12 protein-coding genes are annotated in these 18,455 nt (G+C 63.7%); 6 read left to right on the top strand and 6 right to left on the bottom strand.

Annotated elements, in window-relative coordinates; genetic code table 11:
- Nucleotides 1-3: 3 nt before the first annotated feature.
- On the bottom strand, nt 4-1,362 hold the full coding sequence (locus JGU72_RS04905; RefSeq protein ID WP_233531108.1) for a glutamate-1-semialdehyde 2,1-aminomutase: 1,359 nt from the start codon (nt 1,360-1,362) through the stop codon (nt 4-6).
- A gap of 190 nt (nt 1,363-1,552) precedes the next feature.
- Here JGU72_RS04905 and JGU72_RS04900 point away from each other — a divergent pair, with 190 nt between their 5' ends.
- The 5 genes from JGU72_RS04900 (at nt 1,553) to JGU72_RS04880 (ending at nt 9,298) form a co-directional block, all read left to right on the top strand.
- A complete protein-coding gene (locus JGU72_RS04900) occupies nt 1,553-3,097 on the top strand; it encodes an oligosaccharide flippase family protein (RefSeq protein WP_199682589.1) in 1,545 nt (514 codons plus the stop codon).
- 196 nt (nt 3,098-3,293) lie between these two features.
- Entirely contained in the window at nt 3,294-4,724 is a 1,431-nt protein-coding gene (locus JGU72_RS04895) for a P-loop NTPase family protein (protein WP_199682588.1), read from the top strand.
- A 97-nt stretch (nt 4,725-4,821) separates the two neighbouring features.
- Nucleotides 4,822-5,811, top strand: a complete 990-nt coding sequence (locus JGU72_RS04890) for a glycosyltransferase family 4 protein (RefSeq protein ID WP_233531106.1) — start codon at nt 4,822-4,824, stop codon at nt 5,809-5,811.
- Complete coding sequence (locus JGU72_RS04885; RefSeq protein WP_233531104.1) at nt 5,808-8,087, top strand: glycosyltransferase; 2,280 nt, start codon at nt 5,808-5,810, stop codon at nt 8,085-8,087. Before JGU72_RS04890 ends, JGU72_RS04885 begins: the two co-directional genes overlap by 4 nt.
- Nucleotides 8,084-9,298, top strand: coding sequence for a glycosyltransferase family 4 protein (locus JGU72_RS04880; RefSeq protein WP_199682586.1), 1,215 nt, complete (start codon nt 8,084-8,086; stop codon nt 9,296-9,298). Before JGU72_RS04885 ends, JGU72_RS04880 begins: the two co-directional genes overlap by 4 nt.
- 4 nt (nt 9,299-9,302) lie before the next feature.
- Here JGU72_RS04880 and JGU72_RS04875 read toward each other — a convergent pair whose 3' ends face one another.
- The 5 genes from JGU72_RS04875 to JGU72_RS04855 all read right to left on the bottom strand — a co-directional run bounded on the left by JGU72_RS04875 (nt 9,303) and on the right by JGU72_RS04855 (nt 16,023).
- The gene (locus tag JGU72_RS04875; protein WP_199682585.1) at nt 9,303-10,823 is read right to left on the bottom strand and encodes an O-antigen ligase family protein; all 1,521 of its coding nucleotides are present in this window, start codon (nt 10,821-10,823) and stop codon (nt 9,303-9,305) included.
- Nucleotides 10,820-12,238: a P-loop NTPase family protein gene (locus JGU72_RS04870; protein WP_199682584.1), complete on the bottom strand. Its 1,419-nt coding sequence runs from the start codon at nt 12,236-12,238 to the stop codon at nt 10,820-10,822. Before JGU72_RS04870 ends, JGU72_RS04875 begins: the two co-directional genes overlap by 4 nt.
- Nucleotides 12,239-12,402: 164 nt before the next feature.
- Complete coding sequence (locus tag JGU72_RS04865; protein ID WP_199682583.1) at nt 12,403-14,043, bottom strand: hypothetical protein; 1,641 nt, start codon at nt 14,041-14,043, stop codon at nt 12,403-12,405.
- Nucleotides 14,033-14,617, bottom strand: coding sequence for an AMIN-like domain-containing (lipo)protein (locus tag JGU72_RS04860; RefSeq protein ID WP_199682582.1), 585 nt, complete (start codon nt 14,615-14,617; stop codon nt 14,033-14,035). The genes JGU72_RS04865 and JGU72_RS04860 overlap by 11 nt, the downstream gene beginning before the upstream one ends.
- 32 nt (nt 14,618-14,649) lie before the next feature.
- Entirely contained in the window at nt 14,650-16,023 is a 1,374-nt protein-coding gene (locus tag JGU72_RS04855) for a putative glycoside hydrolase (protein ID WP_307828295.1), read from the bottom strand.
- 208 nt (nt 16,024-16,231) lie between these two features.
- Here JGU72_RS04855 and JGU72_RS04850 point away from each other — a divergent pair, with 208 nt between their 5' ends.
- Nucleotides 16,232-18,433, top strand: coding sequence for an alginate lyase family protein (locus tag JGU72_RS04850; RefSeq protein WP_307828294.1), 2,202 nt, complete (start codon nt 16,232-16,234; stop codon nt 18,431-18,433).
- The last annotated feature ends 22 nt before the right edge of the window (nt 18,434-18,455 follow it).

The raw sequence follows: 18,455 nt of genomic DNA, 5'->3' as shown, positions 1-18,455 counted from the left end.
GGTCTAGCTTTCGTTCGAGTCGAGGGCCCGCCGCGGCGCGGCAAGTCGCCGCAATGCGGGCGCGACGGGTCGGCCGACAAGCAGTCCGTCCACCGTGCCCGCCTCGAGTGCGCGTCGGTACACGAGCAGCGAGGCACGTGTCGCACGCACGGTTTCGGCGACGTCGTCGTCGGTATGCGCGGCCGAGTTCACGAACGATTGGCCGAGGATGCCGCGATGCAGCATTTCCTGCAGAAAGAGCGTCCGGAACGGCTGTGACGGTCGCTTGTCGACATCTCTGGTGATGAACACCAGACACGATGGCCGACCGATCACCTGGAAGTGGTCGGCAATCCCTAGCTCAGCGGCGACGGCGTTGGCTTCGCGCGCCAAGGTCGCTCCGGTCGCTTCCATCCTCGCGATCGGCTCTGTCGCGGCATAGGCGGCGACAACCGCGCGAAATGCTGCGAGGCCACCCGTTTCGGGTCCATGGGTGGTCGACAACAGGAACACGCGATCCCTGTCGGTCCGTAGCCCACCGAGCTCCATGTACTCGCGCTTACCGGCAAGGGCCGAAACCGGGAATCCGTTGCCCATCGCCTTGCCCCAAGTGGACAGGTCCGGTTGCACGTTGTAGACCGTCTGCGCGCCACTCGCGGACCAGCGAAAGCCTGTGATCATCTCGTCGAAGACCAGCAACGTGCCGTACTTGTCACAGAGCGTCCGCACGCCTTCGAGGAATCCCGGCGCGGGCTCTGCGGTCGCTGTCGCGGCCTCCAGGAAGACGCATGCAACAGGTTGGGCGGATAGCGCGGCGTCGAGTGACGCCAGGTCGTTAAACCCGAACCGGACTGTTTGAGCAGACGTCTGCTCTGGAATTCCGCTGTCCATCTCGGTGGTGCCGATGAACCAATCGTCGACCGAAAAGAACGGTTGATCGCAGATAGCAACTATCTGGCGACCGGTCGCCGCGCGCGCCAGCCGGACGGCAGCGGTCGTCGCATCGGACCCGTTCTTTGCGAATTTGACCATGTCCGCGCCGGGCACAAGCGTCAAGAAGTCTTCTGCCGCTTGCACTTCCAGTTCGGTCGGCCGACTGAAGTTGGTGCCGTCGGCGATTGCGGCGGTGACGGCTTCGACGACAGGTCGGTAGCCGTGTCCGAGTGTTACCGAGCGCAATCCCATGCCGTATTCGACGTAGGAATTGCCGTCGGCATCCCAGACATGCGCGCCCAGACCCCTCGTCAGAACGGGTGCCATAGCGTCCGGATACTGGTCAGCGCCACGGGCATACGTGTGTGCGCCCCCGGGAACGAGTTGATGCAGGCGAGCTTGCAGGACGTTCGACCGCGAAAAAGTACGCATGTCGCCCGTATCAGTCATGACCGGAAAGTCTACGCGGTGCAGGGGTATCGGGCCGGACGCTGCAATCGGCGCGCTCGGCTTAGCCTGAGCTACCGTATGGCGGAGGTTGCTGTCCGCAGGCGGTGCAGATTGCCTCCGATCGATAGGGACGGTGGAATTATTTGCCGAGACAGGCACCTTGCGGCGCACATGGCTGCGCGAGCGAGCGATGAGTAGCCCCACACCCGGGGCGCCGACCGACGACGATGCCGACGCCTCTCCAGCGTCCGGGACCTTCGGTCGGAAGATCGGGTTGGTCGCAGCGGCCTCCGCAGGTGCGCTATTGGTCGGCGAGCTGATCACACTGGTCCAAACTGTCGCGCTTGCCCGGTTGCTGAGCCCGTCGGAGGTCGGCCTGTTCGTCGCAGGCACCGTACTCACCACGTTCTTGACCAACTTCGTCGAAGGCGGATTGCGGTCCGGACTCGTGCACCGCGAGGACTCGATCGAAGACGCAGCAGAGACCGTATTTCGAGTGACGCTGCTGAGCGGTTTCGCGATGAGTCTCGGCGCTCTGGCCTTGTCGCCCGTGATCGGGATGATCTTCGACAACCGGACAGCGGGGTTGGTCGCGGCCGCAACTTCGGGATCGTTGCTCCTGTTTGCCTTCACGAACGTCCCCGAGGCGATGCTGCAACGCCAGTTCAGCGTGAAGCGCCGGGTCATCGTCGGACCGACCGTCTCGTTGACTTTCGCGGTCGTCGCCGTCGCGTTTGCCGCGCGCGGGTGGGGCGTGTGGAGCATGGTGATCGGCTCGTACGCATCGTTCGTTGCCTGGGTGCTCGGGGTGTGGTTGATCTGCGATTGGCGCCCGGGGCGCGGGACATTCTCGTTCCGAATGTGGCGCGAGCTTGCGCGGTACGGGTTTCCGCTGCTCTTGGGTCTCGTCGGTGCGCGCCTGAAGATAATGGCGGAATCGGTCATCATCGGCCGTGGCCTCAGTGAGGCGGCTCTCGGGCAGTACCGATATGCCCAGCGAATAGCCGAGATTCCCGAGCGAGTCATCATCGAGGTGGGCGCGATAGCCCTGTTCCCGGCCTTCTCGCGCATCGCCGGCGATCCCGAGCGGCTACGGTCGGCCTTCCTGCGCGCACTCCGATTCTCGATGATCGGCGCGGTTGCGCTGACGGCGCTGATGCTTGCGCTGGGTGAGCCCGCGGTTGTCATCGTGTTCGGCGAACCATGGCGGGAGGCCGGCGCTGCCGTTGTCGCGATGGCCGGTGTCGGCGTGGGCAAGGCCGTCGCAAGCGTCAGTGAAGAAGCCATCAAGGGTGCGGGCCGCACGACGCTGATCAACTGGTGCACCGCGACCGAACTCGGGTTGGGGCTGATCCTGCTGATCGCGCTCATCGGGCCGTTCGAACTGATCGGTGTCGGGCTCGCTGTGTCGATCACCGCAATCACCGTCGCCATCCTCGAACTGAGCCTCGCGGTGTCCGTGATCGGAGTGCCGTTCAAAGAGTTGCTGGGTGCTATCGCACCGCCATTTCCAGCCGCGGCTGTCGGGTTCGCCGTCACGCTGTTTCTCGAGCACGAGGTGCTGCACTCCGACGCTCATTCACTGCTGATCGCGGTCGGCATGCTCGTGCTGGATACGTTGACGTTCACGGTCGTATACCTGCTGGTATTCGCCGTCGTCGCACCCGCGACGGTCAAGCAATTGTTCGCTGTTTCCGGTCGACTTCTGCGGAAGCTGACGGGTCGCGCGAAGTAGAGTCGGACTGGGCTCGTCGCACTTTGGAGCCGGTTGCTGGAAACTTACCTGCTGTAACGTCTTTTGTATCTGCCCGATAGGAACGTTTGTCGGAGGGCGGCTCAGTCGTGCTCAGCGAACGGCAGTCAAATGTGGAGGCGCGTTGAATACCGCTTGGAGCACCCAAGTCGACCGAATCCGTCATTACAAATGGCTGGTGCTAGGCATTGCGCTGATTGTGACGCTTGCGACGGCCGCTCTCGCCTTCGGGGAATCGACCACTTATACCGGCCGAGCAGCGCTGACGATCGGATCGCCGAACCGCGCGCCCGAGCAGGACGGCGTGCTCGCTTCGGGGTATGTCGACTACTTCAGCAGCGGCGGATATCAGGACAAGCTCAAGGCTTCCGGGGACCTGCCTGCAGATGTGACGCTCAGTGCGGGCACTGCAGCTGCGAGTCCGATCATCTACATCGACGCGACGGCGGATTCGCGGGAAACCGCAGTCGCCGCGGCCGCGAAGGCAGCGCAAATCTTTCACGACGATATCAATGCACAGCTACGCGCGGCCCAAGACGAGACAATTGCCGCAGTTCGGAAACCGCTCGACGATGTGCTCGATCGCAACGGTGTCGTCGGCGAAGTAGCGCGAGATCAAATTCAGGACCGAATCAATCAGATCAACGCCGATACAAGCAATAAGTTGCTGAACCTGCAGTCCGATTCGGGCGTCACCGAGAATTCGCCCGACCGGATTCTGGACATCGTATTTGCACTTGTCGGCGGGCTGCTCCTGGGCGGCGTAATTGCCATCTGCCTCGGCGCGTTCTCCCGGCGATTCAGAAGTGCTGGCGAGGTAGCTGCGAAAACGGGTACCCGACCGCTCGTCGAGATTCCCGCCGACGGCGATTCCGCGCGACAACTCCGCGTCCAGCAGTTGGTCAACGTGGTTGCCGAAGCCGGCTTGCCAGCGCCCGCGACGGTGACCGTGACGTCCACGGTTGCGTCGGCGGGCACTCGGGAGATCGCGCGCGCGATCGCCGAAGGGCGTGCGGTCCAAGGCCTTGCAACTGTGCTGATCGACGCCGACCTGAGCAGTTCCAGCGGTTTCGGTCTAGCAGATGTGCTGACCGGCAACGACGTCGAACTTGCCGACATACTCAACCAATCGCCGATGCCGAAGTTGCGGACGATTTCTGCCGGTTCGGCAGACACGGATCCCTTCGCTCTGCTGAGTCGTGAACGGGTAGGCGCGCTGATCGGCCGATTGCACGAGGTCAGCGAGCTGGTCGTGCTGGCCGCGCCGCCGATCACGACCGCTGCCGAAGCGCAGGTCCTATGCGCCGCCGCGGATGCTGTGCTTCTCGTCATCGACAAGCCGGCCGCGCGAGTGGCCGACGTACGGGAATCCCTCGAGCTGCTCGCACACGTCGACGGTCGCCTTCTCGGCACGGTCCTCATCGACCCGGCAGTTCGCGTCGACAAGCCTGCACAGGTCAGCACCGCGAAGCACGTCGCCGCCGAGGCGGATTCGGTCGCGGCAGGAGACTCCGACACCACCGCCGACACAGCCGTGCGCCCCACCAGCGACACAGCCGATGAAGCAGAGTCGGATTCCGCCACTTCCAGCGCCGGCGCTCGTGAGTGAAACGACCCGGGGGCGCAGTCGAAAACGACCTCCGACTGTGCTGTGGGCGTCAACCAGCATGGCGACCAGGGGTGGTGTATCCAGCTTCGTTGTGAGCATGGCGTCCACACCGCTGTGGGAAAAGTGGAACATCAAGCACGTCGCTACCCATCGAGACGGGTCCGCGCTGGCAAAGATCGGTCAGTTCGCCGTCAGCGTGCCGATCTTCGTCTACCACCTCGTGGTGGATCGGCCAGTCGCCGTGCACCTGCACAGTTCGTCCGACGGCAGCTTCTACCGCAAGTACCTGCTGAATGTGCTTGCACGACTGTTTCGCGTGCCGGTTGTGATGCACGTGCACGGCTCCGAGTTTCACGAGTTCTATGCCGGCTCGCCGAGCCCGGTCCAGTGGGCGATTCGCAGCTCCCTTCGCGGGTCACACGCGGTCATTGCGCTCGGCCGCACGTGGGCCCGGCGGCTGGAGGCGATCGAGCCCGACGCCCGCGTGCTGGTCGTGCCGAATGCGGTTCGGCCCTGCGGCGAGGTCGGGCAGCCGAGTGCCGACGAACCCGTCCACGTGCTGTTCCTCGGCCGGGTGGGCGAGCGCAAGGGCACGTTCACGCTGTTAGAGGCCTGGCAGAGCATGCTGAGCAGCACCACCCGCAACGCGCGGCTCACGGTCGCCGGCGACGGTGAAGTGGACCGGGCAAAGTCGCTCGTTGCGTCGCTCGGCGTCGGCGACACCGTCGAGGTCCTCGGCTGGGTGTCCCAGGCGGATGTTCCCCCGATCATGCGGGAGGCCCAAGTGCTGGTGCTGCCCTCCCACAACGAAGGCCAGCCGATGGCGATCCTGGAGTCGATGGCGAACGGGCTGTGCGTCATCTCCAGCCCGGTCGGCGGAATTCCTGACCTCATCGACGAGACGTGCGGTGTTCTGGTACCGCCGGGCGAGGTCGAGGAGCTTGCGCGTGCGCTCGGTGACATCGTCCAGAACGACGCGACTCGGATCCGGCTCGGGGGCGCGGCGTTGAAGCGGGTCCGCGATGAATTCGACGTCGACGTGATCTGGCGCCGATTCGACGACCTGTATACCGAGGTCGGGCGATGACTGGCCGTCGGATCCGGGTTATGTATGTCGTTCCCGATCTCGGTGTCGGCGGCGCAGAGCGCCACGTCACGACGTTGATGCCGAATCTCGATCGTGCCAAGTTCGATGGTGCAGTCGTGTGCATCGGTGCGGAAGGCAAGCTTTTTGCCGACCTGGCACACACGGGAATTCCAGCAGTCGCCCTGCATCGATCGAAACGGGAAGCGCTGGGCGCGATTTCGGACCTCGTCAGAGAAATGCGCAAGTTCGCACCCGACATCATTCTGACGCGCGGCTACAACGCGGAGATGCTCGGCCGAATTGCCGCGCGCATCGCGCGTGTGCCGCACAGCGTTGTGTGGGTACACAATTGCGGGGATACCGAGCCGCGTGGGCGGGTCCGCACGCTCGCCGACAGGTTGCTCGATCGCCGTACGAGTGCGTACTTCGGTGTGGCAAAGGCCCAATTGTCGTACATGGTCGAGGATCTCGGCTACGACGAAAACAAGATCACCATTATCTACAACGGCGTCGAGCCCGAACGCTTCGATCCGACGGACGATCGCAGTGCTGTCGCCGATCTCGGTATCGGCGAGTCCGATCGGGTGGTCGGCATCCTCGCCGCGCTCCGTCCGGAGAAGGATCACGCGAACTTTCTGCATGCTGCGCGCGCCGTCGCGGATGCGGTGCCGAACGCAAAATTCCTGATCATCGGTGACGGACCGATGCGCCCGGAGATCGAAGAGTTGCGGGCCGAGCTGAACTTGGCGGACCGTGCGATTCTCACCGGCTCACGGTCCGACGTCGCGCAGCTCTTGCGGGCCATCGATGTCTTCGTGCTGAGCTCCTACAGCGTCGAGTGTTTTCCGATGGCACTGCTCGAGGCCATGGCTTCGGGTCGACCGGCGGTGTGCACGGCGGTCGGCGGTGTTCCGGAGATGATCACCGAGGGAACAACCGGACATCTTGTGCCGGCACATGATTCGGCGGCTCTCGCGGACAGGCTCGTGCCGATTCTCTCGGACCAGGCCTTGCGGCAGCGAATGGGAGCCGCCGCCCGCGCTCGCGTCGAAGAGGAATTCAGTCTTCGCGTGAGCGTTCGCGCCGCGGAGAAAGCTATGAGTGCGGTGGTCGGAGTCAACCCCGAACTGGGAAGGCCGGTCCGCTTGACGGTGGTCCTCGACCTCACGTTCGTCGGTGGTGCCGAAGTGCTGCTGCTCAACCTCTTCAAGAACTTCGACCCGAATGTCGTTGTGCCGAGACTGATTTGCCTGCGCGAGGCCGGTGACCTGGCGGCAGAGTTCACCGCTGCGGGTTTCGACGTCGAAGTCCTCGATCGGACTGGCAAATTCGATACCAAGACGCTGCCACGGCTCGTTCGGTCCTTGCGCGGTGACAAGACCGATGTACTCCTCGTGACGCACCACCATCGAGCGGCGCTCGCGTTGGGCCGCCTCGCTGCCAAGGCTGCGCGTGTGCCGGTGAACATCGTCGCCGCCCACGACATGGACCTGACGTCGGTCGGCAAACGGGTATTCCCGAAGTGGGCGGTGAATTCGTTCCGTTACTCGGATGCGCTCGTGCTTCTGTCGCCCAGCCAGGGCGAGTATCTGCACCGTGAAGAGGGCGTCGGACGGAATGCGCGCACATCCGCCCGCGAAGTGGTGATCCCGAACGGCATCGAACTTCCGCCTGCGGCTACGGCGGAGGATCGGCAGCGAGCGCGGTTGCACCTAGGTGTTGCCGAAGACGATTTCGTGGTCGGAATCGTTGCGCGTCTGAGTGCTCAGAAGGCGCATCAGGTGCTCTTTCAGGCCGTCGCCGCGTGCTCGGCGGCGGTGCCGCAACTCCGGCTCGTCGTCATCGGCGGAGGTGAGCGAGAGGCAGAGCTCCGCGAACTCGCCGAGGAGCTCGGTATTGCCGGGCGCACAAGCTTTTTGGGCATTCGACGCGACGTGCCGGCGCTTTTACCTGGCTTCGACGTTGCGTGCCTGTCGTCGGTTCACGAAGGTGTGCCGATCACGTTGATCGAAGCGATGGCGGCAGCGGTGCCGATCGTCGCTACGGATTGCGGCTCGATCCGCGATATCGTCGGCGAAGGTGAGCAGGGCTACGTCGTTCCGGTCGGCGACGTCAAGCAATTCGCGGACCGCCTGACAACGCTCGCAACCGACGAGTCGCTGCGTACCCAACTCGGCAAGAACGGCAGAGCCAGGGTCGAACGTGAATTTCAGATCGAACAAACGGCAAAGGCATACGAGCAATTGCTGACGGACTTGGTGGTGGGAAAGCAATGAGCGGGCACATCCTGATTCTCGTCGAGAACCTTTCGGTTCCCTTCGATCGGCGCGTCTGGCAAGAAAGCCGAGCGCTGGTCGATGCCGGATACAAGGTCACCGTGATCTGCCCGAAAGGGACCAAACAAGACCAGGAACCGGAGGCCACGATCGAGGGCGTCCGGATTCTGCGCTACCCGCTGAAGCCCGCTACGGGCGGTCCACTGGGCTACCTGCGCGAGTACTCGCTCGCGCTGTGGCACACGATCCGCCTGGCGTTGAAGGTGCGTCGCGAGGGCCCGATCGACGTGGTCCACGCCTGCAATCCACCGGACCTCTTGTTCGTCGTCGCGTTGATCCTGCGTGTCCTCGGCGGTACTCGGTCGGTGTTCGACCAACACGATCTCGTTCCCGAGCTGTATCTGTCGCGGTTCGAATCGGGCGGCAAGATTCTCTTCACGTTCGCCACGTTGGTCGAGCGCATCACCTTCGCTGTCGCGGATGCCGTGATTTCGACGAACGAAAGCTATCGCCGGGTCGCGATCTCGCGCGGCAAGATGGCACCCGAGAAGGTCACCGTCGTTCGCAGCGCCCCAGACCTCTCGCGTTTCGTGCAACGCGAGCCGGACCCGAGCCTGAAGCGCGGCAAGGACTTTCTCGGCGCATACGTCGGTGTCATGGGACCCCAGGACGGCGTCGACTATGCGTTGCGGGCTATCGCGCACCTGCGCAACGAGCTCGGCCGAACCGACACCCACTTCATCTTCATGGGCGGTGGCGACGCGTTCGACGAGATGGTCGCCCTGTCGCAGGCGCTCGGCATCACCGACATCGTCGAATTCACCGGACGCGTCCCCGACGAGTTCCTGCAGCGGTGCCTGTCCAGCGCGGATATATGTCTGTCTCCTGACCCGAAGAACCCGCTCAATGATGTCTCCACCATGAACAAGGTCGTCGAATACATGGCGATGGCGCGACCGATGGTGTCGTTCGAACTCACCGAGGCGCGGGTGTCCGCGGGCGACGCGGCCGTCTATGCACCGGCAAACGACGAAGCAAAGTTCGCCGAGGGGATCGTCGAACTGCTGGACGACCCAGAGCGACGAAAGCGTATGGGGGAGTATGGCCGCGACCGTGTCGAGCAAGAACTGTCCTGGTCCACGTCGCGGGTGAACCTCGTCGAGTTCTACGGCAGAGTGTTCGCTACTTCGGTGAAGCGCCGGAGCAAGTAGCCGGTCAGAACCGCAATTTCGGTAACCGGACGAAAGGTTTCTCTTTTGCCCGGTTCTCGCGATCGAGCGCCCCGACGGCAGCGCCCGCGAGCGCCATGACCATCGTGTTCGGGTAGTCGAGCAGGCGCAGATCAGCGAAGAACCCGAGCAACACCAGCGACGAAATGCAGGCGAAGGCGACGAGCGCTAGCGGCCGACCGGTCAATCCGGCTTCGGGCAGCGTCCGCAGTCCGCGGATCAGACGCTGAAAGATCAAGAACAGCACTGCGAGCCAGAGCACCAACCCGATGATGCCGAGTTCGGACAGAATGCCGAGTTCGTTTTCGTGTGAAGAGACGCCGACGCCACGGATCCACGGGGTGTCTTCGGAGTACTTCTGGTGGTGGTACAGATTGATGGCGACAAACCGGCCGAGTCCCCATCCCTCCCAAGGCTTTTCGAGGAAGGCCCAGACCGCGGTGGCATCGGCGTTCAGTCTGTCGTACACCTCGTTGGTCGAACCGACGCCACCCTTGTCGCGGTCCGAGCTAGTGAACGTCGACCAGTTCATGGCAACGCCGATGACGATCAGGACGATCGTGGTGACGTACGGGCGCCGGTAGCCCTTCGCCATTGCGGCGCCCATGACGAGGACCATCAGGAAAGCAACGTAGATGGCGCGCGTGTGAGTCAGGTAGATGGCGTAGGTCGAGGCTGCCGAGATGAACCAGAGGACATAGCGTTTCCAGCGCTGATCGGTGAGCGTGGACAGCGCAATCGCAGCGACGAACCCGGCGATCAACACGATGCCGTTGGCACCGGGTTGATTGAGCACGCCATTTGCCCGTCCGACCCAGTTGGGTGCCTCGACGATATAGCGCGGAAAGATCAGGGAGGTCGGGCCGGTGAATTGCATGATGCTGACGGCTGCCGAGTACGCGCCGACGAAAACGACGAAGTACATGAGCAGTCGCACGCTTGACACCGTGCTGAAAATTGCCCGGCAGATGATGTAGGTGACGAATGGTAGAACCGTGCCGATCAGCAGATACCGCGGCAACGAAAAAGTGCCGCCGAACTCGGGAAATATCAAGACCGGCAGTTCGTGCGGCGTTGCGATCGAGTAGATGTTCCACGCGACGTAGACGACCATCGCAAGCTCGACGAGCCCTAACCGCGGACGTTCGCGCGGGTTGCCGAGCAACCAGATCGCCGTGGATACGATCAGGCCGCAGAAGGCGAGAAGGAACGGATCGGTGCCTACCTTCGGTAGAGCGAGTCGCAGGAAGATGGCGAACAGCATGAAGAGCAGCGCCCACACCGGGTAACGCAGACCGACCGAGACGACGACGATGCCGATTCCCGCCGACGCAGCCATCATCCCGATTCCTGCGGGCGCGCTCGCTGCCACGAGAAGGGCTGCCACGCAACCGAGCCCGCCGAGAACTATTAATTTCGAATACTTGCCGAAGAAGCGCGGGACCGCCGCGGGAGCCGCCGGCTCCGGTTCGTCGACCGCAATCGGCGCGTCGGCGTGAGCAGTCATTCCGAGCCTGCGGCGGTCGCGCCCACTGTTTCGGGCCGAGCCTGCGCCGGCACGTCCTTGCCGACCGGTGCGGTGGCGCCGGTTTCCGCGAGGACCACGCCGGCAAGCTCGGCGCCGACCTGTTCGAGAACCCTGACGGCCTCACGGACGTCATCGACGCGAGTGCCCTGCTCAACGACCAACAACGTCTTGTCGACAGCGTCGGCGATCACCTGGGCTTCGGCGTTTCGGGCAAGCGCAGGAGCACACACGACGACCAGGTCGGCGCGGCTCTTCAGGGTCGCGAGGAGGTCCGACCACCGTGTCGGCTCGAACAGGGCGACCGGATTCGCACGGGCGACACCGGGGCCGATCGTATGGAAGTTCGCCGACACTTCTGTGAGCGCATCGGCGAGGCCGATCGGGTCGGTCGGTGAGAGTAGGTCGGCAAGCCCGCGTCGGTCACCGGTGCCTTCGTGCAGGTCGGCGTGGATGAGGACCGTCCGAATGCCCTGCGCTGCGCGATGTGTCGCGATCGCTGTGCCGATCTCGTCGGCAGTCGGTCCACCGGCGGAGGCCGCCACCGCAATGGTTGTGCTGTGCCCCGGCTGTGGCCGGGTAACGATGTTTGCAAGGTGCCCGAGGCGGACTGCCCGTGCACCGCTGTATCGCGGATCTCCGGTAGGAGGAAGGACTTCGAGAACCTCGAGTCCCGCCTTCCCCGCGACGTCGTAGTCGGTGACGATTCGCTTGGAAATGGCGCCGAACAGGACAGCGGCGATGCAACCCAGCAAGAGGCCGCCCAGTAGGCCGAGTGCTGCGTCCTGTGCCTTCGCGGGACCGAGGGCGACGACGCCCCCTTCTGGTTGCAGGACCGTCACGTCGTTGACGCGGTTCGCCAGCAGATCGTTGATCCGTTGCTGCAGTTGCGCCTGCGCGCTGAGCGCTTGCGGCTCGTTCAGCGCGAGTCGCGCGCCCCAGATGTCCTGCAACTCTTTCGTCATCGCCGCGATCGTGGCGTCCCTTGTTTGCTGGAACTCATCGTTGACTTCCTTGGCGAATTGCAGCGCCATCGTGGTGGCGGCTTTCTGCGCTTCGTCAGCGGAATTGGATGTGGCAGTGATGTAGAAGACCGGACTCAATGCTGCGGTTCGTGCGCTGTAGGCGAGCACATCACCCTCGACACCGGCGCGCTCGGCAAGTCCAACCTGGTAGGAAGGCTCGTTGAAGAAGAAGACGTAACCCTGCGAAAGACCGGTGTCCTCCTCGGCGGGGCGAGATTCGGTAGCGGCGGTGAGTACGGCTTGCCCAATGTATTCGGTCTTGGCGGTCATTGCAGAGCTGATTCCGCCGATTGCCCCAATAAGCGTGACTATTGCGACCAACCATTTATAACGCCGAATTCGGTCGATCAGGACACCGAAATTGCTGGACAAATGCCCTCCGTCAACAGGCCAGTTGCGCGGTTGCCCGAGCATCCTGGCAGAGCCAGCGTAAATTGCCGTGCCAGCCGGCCTATGGTTCACCGGAACCATCGCGCGGCACCCGACACAACGTTACCGGTAGTGGCAGTTGCACAGCCCGGAGAATCCGATGTCCGTCAGCCGAGCTGGCAAACAGTTTGCAAATCCAGCGACGCGATGTACTCCTCGTCGACGCTGTCGCCGCGGTAGCGGAACTCTTCGGCTGTGTCCGGCGCAATGGCGTGGCATCGATTCTGTACCGCGGCGAGATGATCGTTGCGGAGATAGAACCACATATCGTCGACGGCGACCGGCGAGTACGTTTCTCGAAAGAATTCGATGTCGTACATGTGCGACGCGTCCGACCAGACCGAATGAGTTTCGATCACATCGGGCCGGTGCTCCTCGAGATAGGCGCCGATACCTTCGTATCCGTCACGCGCCAACTCCTTGTTGGCAAGAAGTCCGAGATCGAGGATTTCGATATTCGGGCAGCACAGGCTCGATCCGCCGACGTCCGGAGTGACCGCCGCGATGGTGTCGAGTCCGAGGCTCGTCCGAATCGAATCGATCGCCTCTCCGGTCTCGCGGTAGGAGGCCGGCGTTATCGCACCCTGTTCGCTTGCGCCGAACCGTTCTTCGAGCGGCGTCCGTTCGAGGCCGTACGCCGACAGGGCGATCAGTGCGAGGACCAGTGCGCCGATGCGCCACGGTGCTTGCAGCGAACCGATCGCAATCGGAGCGCAGAAGGCGACGACCACGATCGCGAGCGCGACCATCGACATTTCCATTCGGCCCGTGTAGCCCCAGTTTGCGCCGATCGCGAGATTGAACGCCGCGGCGCCGGCGAGATAGCCGAGCACAAATCCCGTCGCGGGATCGACCGATCGCGACGTCAATGTAGCGATGGCGGCCTTGCCGCCGAACTTCGGCAGCCGAGTCCCTGCGATGGCGAGGACCGCGATGACGGCCGCGGGCGCCAGCACGTAGAGCAACTCTTTGACGACCGTCTTCGACGCAGACACACGATCGACGAGTGATTCGCCCATCGTGTACGGCTCGGAACGTTTCGCGATGATCGTGTTCGCGACGATCGAGTCGAATATCGCCAAGCGCAAGGCGGTCAGCACCGCCAGCGACGCGACGACGCCGAGGAACAGCGCACCGGCACGACGGTAGTCACGCGAAACCACGACGAGCAGCACCGCTCCGGCGATGACGTAGCCGGCTGCCTCGAAGCGAACCCACGGCGTCGCAGCGGCGAGCGCGATCAGACCGGGCAGCGCAGCGGTGTAGTTGCGCAATAGGTAGACGATGCCGAGTGCGACAGCGCACAGTGCCGACATCTCCATGCCGTTCGCAGTCTCGTTCAGGAAGATGCCAGTGATGAACACGGCGAGACTGATCGGCAGCGCGGCGCGACCGGCCAGCGGGCGAAGAATCAGGTAGAGCACCACTGCGCCGACGGCGCAGAAGAATCCGGTCCACAGTTGGCTTGCCAGAATCATGCCGTCGAAACCGAGCGGTGTCACGAAGTACGTTGCTGCCAGCAGCAAAAACCAGAATGGACTCGAATAACCCTCGACGACCTCGGAAACGGGCGTCAGAGCGATTCGACCGTCGTCGGCAAACGTCCGCGCGAAGGCAACGGTGATCGAGCCGTCGTCCCAGCCGTTGTTGCCGATCAACACCGCATATGCGGTGTGCACCGCGAATACGGAAACGAACAGCAGGGCAACCGCCGGCTTCGACACGGCGGCCGGGGATTTATCCAGCAATGTCGACAACAATCCGCGTCGGGTTGCTCAACGCAGTGACGTTGAAATCCGGCTGAAAGGAATTCAGCCCGATGAAGGCCTGCGTGACGCCGCGGAGCACGGTCGAATAGTGAACTTCGAGGACCGCTTTCGCCGCCGGATCGCGAACGATCGGCGGACCGGGATAGGCCTTGGCGCCCGCGTCGAACGGGCTGACCGCTTCTCGGATCAGCACTTCGAGGAGGGACTGGCCAGGCACCAGCAGTGCCTGCCCGGTGCCGTTCTGGATCGCTTTGTCGATGTACTGGACCGCCCAGCCCGGTGTCGCGTTGCCGGTGTACTCGAAGACGACGCGATCGAACCCGTCTTGCCGGCTGAGGGTGATGCCGGTGAGGACGATCGCGACAGCGTCGCCATCCGGCGAGCGGGTCTTGCGGTCCACACCCGCCGCCACGACAACCTGCGCGGGGGAAAGGCTCGTCGTCGTAACCGGGTCGGGATCGTCCGAGGTGTCGGAGTTGCCGCATCCCGCGACAGCCGACACAGCAAACACGACTGCGAACAGGCACGCGGCGGCGCGGCTCGGGTGGCTCACCGGCCATATGTTATGCGGTGCGCGGTCGCGCTTCACCGAACCAGAACAATTCCGTCTTGTGCGGGCACGGTGACCGTATCGACTCGGCTACCGTCGTTCGTTACCGGATCCTGGGTGCCCCGCAGCTTCTGGTAGCTGCTTTCGAGGCGAATTTCCACAGGCGCGTCGGTGGAGTTCAGCAGTGCGATCCCATTGTCGAAGTCGCGGCGAAAAACCCCCGGTGCGGGCGATCCGGTGCCCTCGTCGTTCGGTTTCGACAGATCGTCCATGGTCGGGCTGCGTTCGAGCGCGTGGCCCAGATAGTCCTTCCCCAACCCGCCACCGTCCATTTCGTCGTAATACTCGATAGCGCCGTAGTTGGCACCCATCGGTGCCCAGAAGCCGTTCTGCAGCAACGTCGCAACGAACTCGAATCTGGCTTTGCGAAGCGCGTCCGGCGGCGCGGCGCCACTGTCCTGTTTGTTGATCGTCATCGTCAGGCGCGGATCTCGGGCCTCATCGCTTGCAGCGGCCGTGACATATGCATCGAGATCGAACGCGGGATCGCGATCGTGTGCGGGATCGGCGAAGTTTTCGAATACGACGCCGTTGAGGCGCCCGTCGCGCATCGTGCGGGCACCGTTCGCCACAAGGATCGCGTCGGGAATCTTGGCGCGCAGGCGATCTTCGCCGATCGTCAGCCCGCGGTCGAGCGGCTTGCCGGGACCGTAGATGTCCTCGTCGAGATCGTCGTACCCGTCACGGTCGATGTCCCAGCGGTCGCTGTCGGCGCTGAAGATTCGCTCGCCCCAGACGTCGAGGAAGATTCCGTCCCAGACCCCGCTCGACCACACCTGCTCGGCAACCCAATCGACCGCGTACTCGACGTACAGCAAACCGTCGAGCCGTGGCGCCAGGTCGGTGAGGTTGGCCATCACGCGGTCCTGCCACTCGTGGACCGGTGTTCCGTCCGCAGTGCGCGCCAGCCATTCGTCGGGGAATTCGGTCTCGCGGTCGGAGTTGATCTGCCACAGTTTGTAGGCGTTCTGCCAGTAGTTCTCGGCGCCGATCTCGTGCACGGAGTCGATCAGGTTCACGTACGCGAGCAATTCGATCTGGGGATTCTTGATCCGCAGTTCGTCGAAGAAGGCCCGGGGCAGCCGGTTTGCCCATTCGTTGTCGAGGACGACGACGTCGTAGCGCGCGAGTTCGTCGACAGTCGGTATGTCGTTGTGTTCGAGGAAGTAGGTTGCGGTGCGCGGAAACGGGACCGACGGATCGAGGTCGATGGCGGGTGGTGCCTGCGCCGACGTGCCCGGCATCACGGTATCGGCCGACCCGCAGGAAACACCCAGCAAAACCGCAGCGACGCACAGGACCAGCAGACTTGGCCAGGCAGGCCTGCGCCCGGTTCCGTCGTCTGCCACGTCACCATTGTGGCATGAGCCCGCGACCGAGGTCGGATCTGTGCTGCGCGCCACTGGTCGCGCGGCTTGCACGAACAGCTCCGACGGGGATGGCAACATCTCGGCGAATCTCGTGGACCGAGCGGATCGGTCGGTTCGGTTTCGAGGGGCGGCTGCCCGCGGTTGACCTATAGTTTCGAGTCGGACACTCTCGACGGAAGGGGGGATCGTGGCGAGACTGCAGTGGTATGCCCGCCGTCTGCGTTCGATGGGTGCCCGTGAGATCGCGTGGCGTTTCGTCCGAGTGGCTGACGAAAGACTCGGCCGCGATCCGGGTAAAGCGGTCCCCGAATGGTCCGACGAGCAATGGCAGGCGTCCCTCGACCGCTTCCGGGCCGCAACCGAGCGGCCCGTGCTGCTCGACCGTGATCGGGCTGCGCGCATCGCGGCGCAGAATCCTGCAGCTGTCCAGGAACTTGTTGCGGCCGCGGATCTCGTAGCCGCGCGGAAGTTCGGTTTCTTCGCGTACCCGCGAGTCGAACTGGCAGAGCCCATCGACTGGAACCACGACCCCATCGCGGACGTCCGCTGGCCGGCAATCCCGGCGGCGAAGATCGATCACCGAACGGCCGCCGGCGACGCCAAGTGGATCTGGGAACTGAACCGGTTGCAACATCTTCCGTGGCTGGCCCAGGCGTGGTTGTTCACGGGCGACGACCGTTACAGCAAAGCCGCGTTCGCCCAACTCGATTCGTGGCTGGAACAAAATCCGCCGGGCGTGGGAATTGCCTGGCGGGGCGCATTCGAAGCAGGGATTCGCGCGATATCGGTGACGGTCGCCATGCAAGGACTGCGCGATTCGCCGGACTTGACCGTGGACCGTTATCGCCGCCTCGTTTCGGTACTGGCAATCAGTGCGCGCCGGTGCTGGATCGAACGCTCGAGATTCAGTTCTGCCAATAACCACCTGGTCGGCGAGCTCACGGGCCTGGCCGTCGTCGCGATGTTCTTTCCGGACTTGCCCGCGGCAGCCAACTGGGAGAAATCGGCGATAGCCGGTCTGGTGCGCGAGGCCGACCTGCAAATTCTTGCCGATGGTGCCGCGGCCGAACAGGCGGTCGGCTACCAGGTGTTCACCGCTGACTTTTTACTTCTCATCTCGGCGTTGTTGCGCAGTCGCAACGACTTTCGTCCCGAATTTCTCGACGCGGTCGAACGCAGCGCGACTTATCTCGGTGCGCTTGTCGGTCCGGACGATCCGGATCCCCGCTACGGGGACGAGGACGAAGGGTTCGCGCTGCGGCTCGGGACGGAGCCGCGTCGCACAATTCGCCAGCACCTCGGCGCCGTTGCGTCCTTCGGCGGCAACGTTGCGGCCGGGCGGTTCGGTGTCCCGACACTTTCCGCCGCTTGGCTAGCGGAAATCGATGTGCCGGAACGGCTTCGGCGATCCTCGACTCCCGCGGGCGAACTGATCCTCAGTGGCGATCCGGCCGATGGGCGGACCTCGGCTTACGCTCCCATCGGGGGGCTTGTCGTGCTGCGCCGGGGCGCGGTCCGGACGCTGATGGACGTAGCGCCGCTCGGCTATCTCTCGATCGCCGCGCACGGGCATGCCGACGCGCTGGCGGTCGGGATCAGCGTTGGCGAGCAAGACATTGTCGGCGACCCGGGCACCGGTAGCTACTACGGAAATCCCGCCTGGCGGGATGTTCACCGCGGCACGCGCGCCCATGCGACCGTCGAAGTCGACGGCACGAACCAATCGACAATAGGCGGACCGTTCCTCTGGACCATGCACGCGCGGACGCACGTGCGGTCTGTCGATCTCGCCAATGGTGTGGTCGACGCCGAGCACTACGGCTACGAGCAACTCGCCGAGCCAGTTGTGCACCGGCGCTGGTTGATTGCGCACCCGGATGCCCGTTCGATCGTGGTTGTGGATCGGCTCTCGGGCGCAGGCACACACGATGTGCGGGCGTCATGGCCGATCCACCCCGCGCTGGATGTTGCGGTGAGTGACACGGACTGTCTCGTCACGAAGGACGGCCGTTCGGTCCTGCACATCGCCGCGACAGCGACCACCAGCCTGCAGGGTCAGCACGTTCGCGGCGACGAGGCGACCAACCTCGGTTGGTGGTCGACCCGGTTGGAGTCCCGGTCACCGGCATGGTTGCTCGGTTGGTATTGCGCGGCAGAATTGCCACTTGTCCTCGCGACCGTACTTACGCCGTTCGAGAATGCGGAATTTGTGGAGAATGTTGGCGTCGAGAACGTGAAAGTGGCGTATTCCGATGGCGTCGTCGACCTGACATGGACCGATTCCGGCGCCCCCTGTATTTTGACAATCGATACTCGTTTGGACGCTCACGTGCAAATGCACACGGATCGAATTTCTACACAGACAACAGAATTGCAAAGTAACGATTGAGTGTGTTTTGACGATTCGCGGA

Source organism: Antrihabitans auranticaus, assembly GCF_016481275.1.
Taxonomy (GTDB): Bacteria; Actinomycetota; Actinomycetes; order Mycobacteriales; family Mycobacteriaceae; genus Antrihabitans.
The sequence above is the reverse complement of the archived record's forward strand: the minus strand, read 5'-3'. Positions and strand labels throughout refer to the sequence as shown.